8 protein-coding genes and 1 tRNA gene are annotated in these 11,428 nt (G+C 64.6%); 8 read left to right on the top strand and 1 reads right to left on the bottom strand.

Translation table 11 applies throughout. The features are described from left to right. From WBG82_RS10315 to WBG82_RS10300, 4 genes are all read left to right on the top strand, one after another. On the top strand, positions 1–685 hold a 685-nt coding region (locus WBG82_RS10315; RefSeq protein WP_424424443.1), incomplete at its 5' end, for a polysaccharide biosynthesis/export family protein. Further along, positions 685–1,890, top strand: coding sequence for a glycosyltransferase (locus WBG82_RS10310; protein WP_424424442.1), 1,206 nt, complete (start codon positions 685–687; stop codon positions 1,888–1,890). The genes WBG82_RS10315 and WBG82_RS10310, both read left to right, overlap by 1 nt. Continuing rightward, positions 1,887–3,452 carry an undecaprenyl-phosphate glucose phosphotransferase gene (locus tag WBG82_RS10305; RefSeq protein WP_424424441.1) on the top strand — a complete coding sequence of 522 codons (1,566 nt, stop codon included), beginning with the start codon at positions 1,887–1,889 and terminating at the stop codon, positions 3,450–3,452. The genes WBG82_RS10310 and WBG82_RS10305 overlap by 4 nt, the downstream gene beginning before the upstream one ends. Before the next feature lie 11 nt (positions 3,453–3,463). Then, entirely contained in the window at positions 3,464–4,804 is a 1,341-nt protein-coding gene (locus tag WBG82_RS10300; RefSeq protein ID WP_424424440.1) for an O-antigen ligase family protein, read from the top strand. Positions 4,805–4,827: 23 nt separating this feature from the next. Here WBG82_RS10300 and WBG82_RS10295 read toward each other — a convergent pair. After that, positions 4,828–4,901: transfer RNA gene (locus WBG82_RS10295), tRNA-Cys, on the bottom strand. Between the two features lie 280 nt (positions 4,902–5,181). On the opposite strand from WBG82_RS10295, the gene WBG82_RS10290 reads away from it, so the two are divergent. The 4 genes from WBG82_RS10290 to WBG82_RS10275 all read left to right on the top strand — a co-directional run bounded on the left by WBG82_RS10290 (position 5,182) and on the right by WBG82_RS10275 (position 11,281). Further along, the gene (locus tag WBG82_RS10290) at positions 5,182–5,850 is read left to right on the top strand and encodes a protein-L-isoaspartate O-methyltransferase family protein (RefSeq protein WP_424424439.1); all 669 of its coding nucleotides are present in this window, start codon (positions 5,182–5,184) and stop codon (positions 5,848–5,850) included. Positions 5,851–6,037: 187 nt separating this feature from the next. After that, positions 6,038–7,462, top strand: a complete 1,425-nt coding sequence (locus tag WBG82_RS10285) for a TolC family outer membrane protein (protein ID WP_424424438.1) — start codon at positions 6,038–6,040, stop codon at positions 7,460–7,462. Positions 7,463–7,607: 145 nt separating this feature from the next. After that, entirely contained in the window at positions 7,608–8,285 is a 678-nt protein-coding gene (locus tag WBG82_RS10280) for a DUF2497 domain-containing protein (protein ID WP_424424437.1), read from the top strand. A 269-nt stretch (positions 8,286–8,554) separates the two neighbouring features. Beyond that, complete coding sequence (locus WBG82_RS10275) at positions 8,555–11,281, top strand: valine--tRNA ligase (protein ID WP_424424436.1); 2,727 nt, start codon at positions 8,555–8,557, stop codon at positions 11,279–11,281. Positions 11,282–11,428: the final 147 nt, after the last annotated feature.

Below are 11,428 nucleotides of genomic sequence, written 5' to 3'. Positions count from 1 at the left end.
AAAAATTAACCAGTCCGGCCTAGTTTGCGGAACAGCGGGATATTTCAGGGATCGTCCAGCCATGGCTCGCCGCGGCGTTCTGCCTTTCATCCGGGATCAGCGGTTTCCGGCCGGTCAATTCGGCAGGAGGATCGCGGCCGGCCTCATGTGCCTCGCCGTCGGGCTTGTGCTTTCCGGCTGCGCGGGCGGAAGGAGCGTCACCGAGCGCCCGATCAACGAGGCGGTGGAGCCTTATCTTCTCGATAGCGGCGACAAGTTGCGCGTGACCGTGTTCGGGCAGAGCGATCTCAGCGGCGATTTCTCGGTCGATGGCGGCGGCAATATCGCCATTCCGCTCATTCCGCCGGTGCGTGCGCGGGGGCTGACCACGGACGGGCTTCAGGCCGCGATTGAGGAGTCGCTCGGCAAGACCCTGCTCCGCAACCCTAATGTCAGTGTGCAGGTCATGGAGTTCAGGCCCTTCTTCATCCTCGGCGAGGTGCAGAGGGCAGGGCAATATCCCTTCGTCAACGGCATGACCGTGCAGAGCGCCGTGGCGATCGCGGGCGGGTTTTCCTATCGGGCCAATCAGGACACGGTCCATATCACCAGGAAACGCGGCGACCGGCTGATGGAAATGGACGTCGATACCGGCGCGCCGGTGAGGCCCGGCGACACCATATTGGTCAAGGAGCGATATTTCTGATGGCCGCCGCTCCGGCATCCGGCACGGTCGAACCGATCCGTGTGCTGCATGTCCTGCGCGCGCCGCTTGGCGGGCTCTTTCGTCATGTCTGCGATCTTGCGGGCGGGCAGCAGAGGGCGGGACTCGAGGTCGGCGTCATCCTTGGCGAGCGGCCGCGCGATCCGGTTTCGCTCGCGCGCCTCGACGAGCTTCGGAAGTATTGCGCGCTCGGCGTCCATGTCACGCCCATGAGCCGTCTGCCGGGCCTTGGCGATGCGTTCAATCTGGCACGAATAACTGGCCGGATAAGCAAGCTTCGGCCTCACATTGTGCACGGGCATGGCGCCAAGGGCGGCGCATATGCGCGGCTGTTGCCGCGCCTTGCGGGCGGCGCGCGCGTTTACACGCCTCATGGCGGCGCGCTGCATTTCAGCCGTAGCTCGCTGCAGGGCGTGCTGTTTCTGGCGATGGAGCGCATCATGCGCTATCGCACGGACGGCGTGATCTTCGAGTCCGATTTCAGTCTCCGAACCTTCATCGACAAGGTGGGCGAGCCGAAAGGCCGTTCCATCGTCATTCACAATGGCGTGACGGAGGCCGAGTTCGAGCCCGTCCGCGCGCAGGCGGACGAGTGCGCAGATTTCGTCTTCATTGGCGAACTGCGCCGGCTGAAGGGCGTCGGCACGCTCATCGAGGCGGCAACGAGGACCGGCACACCGCTCTTCATCCGGATCGTCGGCTCGGGGCCAGACAGCGCAACCTTCGAGGAGATGGCGCGCGCCGCTCCCGCGCATGTCCGGATCGAGTTCGCGGGCGTCATGCCCGCGCGGCAGGCATTCGCCCTCGGCCGCGTCGTGGTCATGCCGTCGCATCATGAATCGCTGCCCTATGTGGCGCTCGAGGCGGCGGCGGCAGGCATGCCGCTCATCGCGACGCGGGTCGGCGGTATCCCTGAGATTTTCGGTGCGGATGCGAACCTGCTCGTTCCGCCCGCCGATGCGGATGCGCTGGCGGCCGCGCTCGTCCATGCACTCGGCAATGTGGATGGCATGCAGCGCGCGGCGGAGCGGCTGCGCAACCGCGTCCGATCGGAGTTTTCAGTTTCGCGCATGGTCGAGGGCGTCATCGGTTTCTACCGGCAGCTTCTCGATCCGGCGTCGGTTCCTCATGCGGCGGGCGCGGCGAACGGGCTGCCCGGAAAGTTTCACGAAGGGGTTCCGCTATGAGCGGGTCGGGAGAGGGGTCCGGCGGCTATCACGCCGCGTCGGGCAACATGGCAGCAAGCGCCGGAACCGGCCAGACCGGGACCGGCGGCTGGCGCGAAGGGCAGATCCGGGACGGGAAGCTCCCGACGCTCGAAAGGCGCGCGCGCATCGTGCGGATGATCTCGCCAGCGGTGATCGCCGGTTCGGTGCGCATCGCGGATGCGGCGCTTGTCGTGCTTTGCGGCGTTCTGCTTTTTCACGCCTATCTCGGCGCCGATGCGCCGGTGCTCCGTTTCATCTATTACCCGACGATCCTCGCCGGGGCGATGCTCGCCGTCGTGAGCTTCCAGCTCAGCGGTCTTTATCGTATCCCCGTGCTTCAGCGCGCGATGATGCAGATCGGCCGCCTCGGCCTTGCCTGGCTCGGCGTTCTCGCGGTTCTGATGGCGACCGGCTTCCTGCTGAAGCTCGGCGAGGAAGTCTCGCGCGTCTGGTTCGTGGGCTGGTCGCTCGGCGCGTTCTCGTCGCTTGTCGCGATGCGGGCTGGCGCGACGGTTCTCATTCGGCACTGGATGAAGACCGGCCGGCTCGAACGCCGCGTGGTGATCGTCGGCGGGGGTGAGCGCGGACAGAGGCTCATCGAGGCGCTTCACGCCTCGGCCGGTTCGGATATCAAGATTTGCGGCGTCTTCGACGATCGCAATGACGAGCGCGTGTCCGATATCGTCGCGGGCTATCCGAAGCTCGGCACGGTCGACGAGCTTGTGCGCTTCGCCCGTTCGAATCGTATCGACCTTCTCGTCATGTCGCTGCCGCTTTCGGCGGAGCGGCGCGTTCTCGAAATGATGCGGAAGGTGTGGGTTCTGCCCGTGGATATCCGCCTGTCCGCGCTCGATGCGCCGCTGCGCATGACGCCCGGAACCTACAGCTATGTGGGGAACGTCCCCTTCTTCAATCTCTACGACAGGCCCCTTTCAGACTGGGACTATGTGCTGAAGGTGATTGAAGACCGCGTTCTCGCGGCCTTGTTCCTGCTCGTGCTTTCGCCGCTGCTTCTTCTGATCGCGGCGGCCATCAAGCTCGACAGCCGGGGGCCCGTCTTCTTCAAGCAGCGCCGCTACGGTTTCAACAACGAGCTTGTCGAGGTCTACAAGTTCCGCACGCTCAGGCATGAGCAGACCGATGCCAATGCCGCGCGGCTGGTAACGAGCGACGACGACCGCGTCACCCGCGTCGGGCGCTTCCTGCGCCGGTCGAGCTTCGACGAGCTGCCGCAGTTCATTACCGTGCTCAAGGGCGACATGTCGATCGTCGGCCCCCGGCCGCATGCCATTCTGGCGAAGGCGGGCGACGAGCTTTATGGCGATGTGGTGGACGGCTATTTCGCGCGCCACCGCGTCAAGCCGGGCATCACCGGCTGGGCGCAGATCAATGGCTGGCGCGGAGAAACGGATACGCGCGAAAAGATTCTCCGCCGCACCGAGCACGATCTCTACTACATCGAGAACTGGTCGCTGCTCTTCGACCTTTACATCATTCTCCGCACGCCTTTCGCCATGCTCAAGGGCGAGAACGCATTCTAGGGAGCGAGGCGATGGACGGGTGGCAGGTCGAGACGGGAGGAGGCCGCATCGCCCAGCCCATGCGCGCGGGCTTTGCGCGCGTGAACTGGGGGGCGCGGATCGCGGATATCGCGCTCTTTCTCGTGCTTGCGAGCAGCTTCTACCAGACGAGTGAGCAGGGGAAGGACCAGCCCGTTCCCTATGACCTGCTGCTGGTCGGCAGCATGGCGCTCTTTTTCGCGCTGGGCTTGCGCTTTCCGCGCCGTCTAGCACTTCCGGCGTCGCTCTGGGGGCTCATCATCGTCGGTTACGGCATCGGCGGAATGGGCGCCGTCTATCTCGACAGGTTGCAGAACTCGCTGCCGGTGACGGCCTATCTGACCTGCGCCTTCATCTTCTTCGCCAGTTGCGTTTTCGAGGCGCCGGAGCGGCGGCTGTCGCTGCTTTTCAACGCCTATTGCGTGGCTGCGATATTGGCGGCGGCGGCGGGCGTCGGCGGCTATTTCGGAATTTTCCCCGATTCCTTCGGCTTCACGAATTTCGGCCGCGCGGATGGAACCTTCAACGATCCGAACGTTTTCGGGCCCTATCTCATCGCGCCGACGCTCTATCTCGGCCTGCGGCTGACCAAGGCGCGCGCGCTGCATGCGTTCGGTCTGCTGCCTCTCTTCGCGCTTCTGGTTCTCGCCATCCTGCTCAGCTTCTCGCGCGGCGCATGGGGCAGCTTCCTGCTTTCCAGCCTCGTCTTTGGCGGCTTCACGCTCGCAACGTCGCGCTCGCCCGCGCAATCGACGCGGCTCATCGCATTTTCGGCGCTGATGGGGCTCATTATCGTCGCGGTGGTCGGCGTCGCGCTTTCGACGCCGAAGGTGCAGAGGCTATTCGAGGAGCGCGCCTCGCTCGTGCAGGACTATGACGTCGGCCATCAGGGCCGGTTCGACAGCCAGAAGCGCGCCATCGCCATGGCGCTCGAACATCCGCTCGGCATCGGCCCGGCCCAATGGGCGATGATCAACAAGCTCGACACCCACAATGTCTATCTGCACGTTCTGGTGGCCGGAGGCTTCCTCGCGGGCCTGGCCTTCCTCTCTTTTGTCGGGCTGACGGTCATCCGGGGCTGGAGGGCGGTGCTGATCGACGCACCCGGCCGGGAGCTCCTCATCGTGGTCTTCGCCGCCGTAATCGGCCATGTGGCGGAGGGGCTCATCATCGACATCGACAACTGGCGCCACCTGTTCCTGCTTTTCGGCATGCTCTGGGGCGGGATTCTGGCGGCGGAGGCGCGACGAGGCCCGCGCGCGGCCCATCGGGTGGGCCATGACGCTACCGCCAGCCTGAAACGGGGCGGGGCAGTGGAGGGCTTTGCAGCCTGAAGTCGATATTTCGGGAATTTATCTGGAGGCCACGCCCGGAATCGAACCGGGGTATACGGATTTGCAGTCCGCTGCGTCACCACTCCGCCACGTGGCCATCCTTGGTCGCCGCGGGGTATAGCAATTCCCGCCCGAGCATACAATCTTCAATCGAGCTTCGATCGGTCCTTCCCGCGGCGGATGCGCGGGCGGGCTGTTCATGGCCGTTCACTCCCTTCTGCCCTCGGGCGTTGCCGGCCGGGCGAGAATCAGGGGATGGTCACGAATTGAGTTTGGCCGCCCGGACCTTTATAAACTCGTCCAGTTCCCGAAGCGGCGGGGCTCGATCAATCTCCGTCGCCTCCATTCAAGGCCGAAATTTCCCTTCAGGACGATCCATGACCGACTTCACCGCTGCCCGGATCAACATGGTTGAGAGCCAGGTGCGCTGCAACGCCGTCACCGATTTGAGGCTGATTGCCGCAATGGCCGATGTTCCGCGCGAGAACTTCGTGCCGGAGGTGCGGCGTGGCGTCGCCTATATGGACGAAGACCTCCGCCTCACCGATGCGGGCCAGGGCGAGGCGCGCTACCTCATGGAGCCGCGCGCCTTCGCGAAGCTCGCCCAGCTCGCGGAGATTAGCGAGAGCGACCGCGTTCTCGATATCGGCTGCGCGACGGGTTACTCCACCGCGGTTCTCGCAAGGCTCGCGCAGAGCGTGATCGGCCTCGAGGAAAGCGAAGAGCTGGCCGGCGCGGCCCGCAGCGCGCTCGGCGAACTCCAGATCGCCAATGCGAGCATCGTGACCGGCAAGCTTCGAGAAGGCTGGGCGAAGGACGCCCCCTACGATGTGATTTTCTTCAACGGTTCCGTTCAGGTGGAGCCGGCGGCGCTTTTCGATCAGCTCGCGGAAGGCGGCAGGCTCGCCGTCATCATGGGCGAAGGGGCGACCGCGCAGGGCCATGTCTTCGTCAAGTCCAACGGCGTCGTGAGCGGCAGGGCGGCGTTCGACGCCATCGTTCATCCGCTGCCGGGATTCGCGATCGAGGAGAGCTTCGTCTTCTGAGGATTGCTCGGGCGGGCCTGGCGGACGCAGACGCGATCGCCCGATACCGGCATTTTGACACGATCTCTTGCGGTCTCTCCGGGGACTTGGCCCCGCCGATTCTTGTAGGTACCTTGCCGGTGATGCACCGGCTGACGGCCAGGGAAGCGTTCAAGAGGGCGAGGCCGCGCCCTCGGAGAAACAGACGATGAAACGACGCTTTATCACGTCCGCAAAGAACATTGCTCTCACCACGGTAGGCGCCATGACGGCGGCCCTGCTGGTTGCCTTGCCGGCATCGGCCGAGACCCTGACGGATGCGCTCGTGGCCGCCTACCAAACCAATCCCGATCTTCAAGGCCAGCGCGCCTTGCTCCGGGCGACCGACGAGCAGGTCGCGCAGGCGCTCTCCGGCTGGCGGCCGACCGTCGTGGCGCAGGGCACCTACAGCGCCGTGCGGAACCGCGCCAATCTCTCGGCGCCCGTCCCCGGCGCGAGCATCACCTCCAACGCGCGTCCGCTTACGGGCTCCGTCACGCTCAGCCAGAACCTTTTTGCCGGCGGGCGCACGGTCAACTCGACCGAGCAGGCAAAATTCGCCGTCGATGCCGGCCGCAACACGCTTGTGAGCGTCGAGCAGGACACGCTGCTGAATGCGGTGGCGGCCTATATGAACGTCATTCGCGACGAGGGCGTCGTCGAACTCAACAGAAACAACGTCGAGGTTCTGAAGCGGCAGCTCGAGGCGACGCGCGACCGCTTCCAGGTCGGCGAACTGACGCGCACGGATGTGGCCCAGTCGGAAGCGCGGCTGAGCGGCGCACGCACCGCGCTGCGCGTTGCCGAAGCGCAGCTGACCGCGAGCCGGGCCGCCTATGCGAAGATTGTCGGCCATGCGCCGGGCACGCTCGAGCGGCCGAAATCGAACGAGAACCTGCCGCAGAGCGAGGCCCAGGCGCGAGAGATGGCGGCGCAGGCCAATCCCGACCTGCGTGCGGCGCGCGCCGCGGAAGCGTCGAGCCGGGCGGCGATCGCTGTCGCAAAGGGCGCGCTGCTGCCGAGCTTCGACGTTCAGGCGCAATATCAGTATGCCCGCAATCCGGCGTCGAGCTCGCTGACCGGCACCAATATCCGCTCCTCCGACGAGAGCGCGATCATGGGTGTGCTGACGGTGCCGCTCTATCAGAGCGGGGCGGAATATTCCAAGGTCCGCGCCGCGAAGGAGCAGAACAGCGTGGCGATGATGCAGATCGCCTCCGTTCAGCGGGCCGTGGACGAGGCGGTGCAGAACGCCTGGGAGCAGCTTCGCGCGGCGCGCTCCAACATGGTTTCGAGCCGCGAGCAGGTCCGGGCGAACGAGATCGCGCTCGAAGGGGTCAAGCAGCAGGAAGAGGTGGGCTCGCAGACCATTCTCGACGTGCTGAACGCGGACCAGGAACTTCTGAACGCCCGCGTGGCGCTGGTGAGCGCGGAGCGGGACGAGGCGGTGGCCGAGTACAGCCTTCTGGCCGCCATGGGCCGCCTGACGGCCCAGCAGCTCAATCTGCCGGTCAAATATTACGACCCTCAGAAGAATTACGATGAGGTCAGCGGCAAGTGGATCGGCTTCGGCACGGCCGGCGACGAAGAGTGAAATCATGCTGGCCGACGGCCCTTATGGGGCCTCGATCACCATATCCGGGCCGCGAATGTTGGCAATTGAAGTCAACATCTCCTAAGCTTTTGTCTGATATGTAGATCGATGTCGCGAGGCGATCGACAGACAGACAGGATGCAGGATGAGCAATCAAGGCCCGGCACAGGAACCCACGATGGAGGAGATTCTCGCCTCCATTCGCCGGATTATTTCTGAAGACAGCGGGGGCAAGGACGAGCGCGAGGAAGTGCCTCCGCCGCCTCCGGCCTTCGAGGAGGAGCCTGTCGAAGCCGAGGCTGTTTCCGAGGAAATTGAGTTCGAGGAAGAGTATGAGGAGGTGCTGGAGCTTACCGAGCCGCTGCCGGAAGAGCCCGCCCTGCCTGAGCCCGAACCCGTCTTCGAGGCCGAGCCCGAATATGAGCCCGAGCCGGAATATGAGGCCGAGCCCGACTATGCCCGGGCACCCGAGACCGAGGCCTATCGGGATGAGCAGGAGTTCATCGAGCCAGACGAAGATATTACTTTTGGGGAGCCCGTCATGAGCGCTCAACCGACCCAAAATCCGGCCTACCGACCCGAGCCGGCGCCTCAGGGCGCGGGATTGCTCTCCAGCGAGGCGGCAACCGCGGCCTCGGCCGCCTTTGGCGCGCTTGCGGGCAGCATCTTCACCTCGTCGGGTGGTGGCGGCCGGACGCTCGAGGATCTGGTGGCCGACCTCCTGCGCCCCATGCTCAAGCAGTGGCTGGATCAGAACCTTCCGCCGCTCGTCGAGCAACTCGTCCGCGAGGAAATCGAACGGGTCGCGCGCGGACGCCGCTGAAAGTCCCGCCGTCGCGGCCACACGCAGGCCAGCGAAGCTTCCTCTTGCGGCAGTCCCCCTGCTGTGGCAACCGTTAGGCGCGGCCCTGCCACAGATTCAGTGTCGTCCCGGGATTTGTTTCCAGGACCCATTGGCCTCATAACAAGCCAGATGGCTCATGGGTCCCGGCGGCAAGCGCCGGGGCGATGGCGCATTTCCGCCAGACGCAATTCCCCAGGTTCCCCGCGATCGCGGGGGAGTGTTTCTCTCAGTCCGACGGACCCGATCCGATGCTCGACAAGAATTTCCAGCCCCAAAATGTCGAAGAGCGCCTGTACCGCCTCTGGGAAGACAGCGGTGCCTTCAAGGGGGGCAATCCGGAGCGGGTAGCGGCGGGCGCGAAGTCCTATTGCATCGTCATTCCGCCGCCCAATGTGACCGGCAGCCTGCATATGGGCCATGCCCTCAACAACACGCTTCAGGACGTGCTCATCCGTTTCGAGCGCATGCGGGGCAAGGACGTGCTCTGGCAGCCGGGCCTCGACCATGCGGGCATCGCCACGCAGATGATCGTCGAACGCCAGCTTGAGGCGGAAGGCAATGTGCGCCGCCGCGACATGGGCCGGGAGGCTTTCATCGAGCGGGTCTGGAAGTGGAAGGGCGAGTCCGGCGGCACGATCGTCGGCCAGCTTCGCCGCCTCGGTGCGTCCTGCGACTGGAGCCGCGAGCGCTTCACGCTGGACGAGGGGCTCTCGAAGGCCGTTTTGAAAGTCTTTATCGAGCTTTACAGGCAGGGGCTCATCTATCGCGACAAGCGGCTCGTCAACTGGGACCCGAAGCTCCAGACGGCGGTTTCCGACCTCGAGGTCGAGAATATCGAGGTCAAGGGCCATTTCTGGCACTTCCGCTATCCGCTGGCCGACGGCAGGACCTACCGCTTCCCCATCGCGCATGACGAGGATGGCAAGCCGACCGAATGGGAGGAGCGCGACTATATCGTCGTCGCCACCACGCGGCCCGAAACGATGCTGGGCGACACGGCGGTCGCCGTGAATGCGGAAGACGAGCGCTACAGGCACCTCATCGGCTCGGATGTCGTGCTGCCGCTGGTCGGCCGGCGCATTCCCATCGTCGCCGACGAGCATGCCGATCCGACGCAGGGGTCCGGCGCGGTGAAGATCACGCCCGCGCATGACTTCAACGACTTCGAGGTTGGCAAGCGCCACGGCCTGCCGCAGATCAATATTCTGACCCCGGACGGTCGTATCAATGATGCAGGCCCGGAAGCCTATCGCGGGCTCGATCGCTTTGAGGCGCGCAAGAAGGTCGTCGCCGACATCGAGGCGGCCGGGCTTCTCGACCGGATCGAGGACAAGATCGTCATGGTGCCTCATGACGAGAAGTCGAAGATGACGGTCATCGAGCCCTATCTGACCGACCAGTGGTATGTGGATGCGGCAACCCTCGCAACGCCCGCCATCGAGGCGGTGGAGCGGGGCGAGACGATCTTCGTGCCGAAGAACTGGGAGAAGACCTATTTCGAGTGGATGCGGAACATCCAGCCCTGGTGCATCTCGCGCCAGCTCTGGTGGGGCCATCGCATTCCGGCCTGGTATGCGGAAGACGGAGAAATCTTCGTCGCCCATAGCGAGGAGGAGGCGCTCGCCGCCGCCGAGAAGCATTACGGGCGGCGCGTCGAGCTCAAGCGCGACGAGGACGTGCTCGACACCTGGTTCTCATCAGCGCTCTGGCCTTTCTCGACGCTGGGCTGGCCGGATCAGACGCCCGAACTCAAGCGCTATTACAAGACCGATGTGCTCGTCACCGGCTTCGACATCATCTTCTTCTGGGTCGCGCGGATGATGATGATGGGGCTTCACTTCATGAACGAAGTGCCCTTCCGCGACGTTTATATCCACGCCCTTGTCCGCGACGAGAAGGGCCAGAAGATGTCGAAGACCAAGGGGAACGTGATCGATCCCCTGAAGCTCATCGACGAATATGGCGCCGATGCGCTGCGCTTCACGCTGGCGGCCATGGCCGCGCAGGGCCGCGACATCAAGCTCGCGACGAGCCGCGTCGAGGGCTACCGCAATTTCGGCACGAAGCTCTGGAACGCCGCGCGCTTCTGCGAGATGAACGAGTGCGCGCGCGTGGAAGGCTTCGATCCGGCGGCGGTGTCGCAGACGGTCAATAAATGGATCGTGGGCGAGGCGGCACGCACGGCTGCAAGGGTCACGGAGGAGATCGAAGCCTATCGCTTCAACGAGGCGGCGGGCGCGATCTACCGCTTCGTGTGGAACGTCTTCTGCGACTGGTATGTCGAGTTCATCAAGCCGCTGCTCATGGGAGCGGACGAGGCCGCGAAGGCCGAAACGCGGGCAACCGCCGCATGGGTGCTCGATCAGATCCTGCTGATCCTGCATCCCTTCATGCCCTTCATGACCGAGGAGCTTTGGGCGACGACGGCGGGCCCCGCGCGCGAGAGCCTGCTCGTCACCGCGCCGTGGCCGAACCTTTCGAGCCTTGGCGATGCGGCGGCCGATTCGGAAATGGATTGGGTGATCCGCCTCATTTCGGAGGTTCGTTCCGTCCGTGCCGAGATGAATGTGCCGGCGGGTGCGAAGATCGCGCTGCTGATCAAGGGGGCGGCGGAGGAGAACCTTCAGCGCCTCGGCCGTCACAAGGACCTCATCCTTCGTCTCGCGCGGCTTGCCTCGGTGGAGGCGACGGAGACGACGCCCGCAGGTTCCGTACAGCTCGTGCTCGACGAGGCGACGCTGCTTCTTCCGCTCGCCGATGTGGTCGATCTCAAGGTCGAAACGGCCCGCTTGAAAAAGGAAGTGGCAAAGCTCGATGGCGAGATCGCGAAGATCGAGGTGAAGCTCGCCAATGAGAAGTTCGTATCGTCCGCACCCGAACATGTGGTCGAGGAGCAGCGCGAGCGGAAGTCCGATGCCGAGGCGGCGCGGGCGAAATTCGCCGACGCGCTGAAGCGGCTGGAAGGGGCGGCTTGAGGGGGCGTATAGCTCCGATTGTCATGCCGGGCTTGTGTGGACGGGTTGTGTTTTACTTGGAGCATCAGCCGGGATGCGCATCCCGGCTGATGCAGGCAGGAGGCCGTTCTTTCGGGCTGGTTGTAACAGCCGAGGTCAAGCGAGGCC

Source organism: Parvibaculum sp., assembly GCF_049671045.1.
Lineage (GTDB): Bacteria > Pseudomonadota > Alphaproteobacteria > Parvibaculales > Parvibaculaceae > Parvibaculum.
The sequence above is the reverse complement of the archived record's forward strand: the minus strand, read 5'-3'. Positions and strand labels throughout refer to the sequence as shown.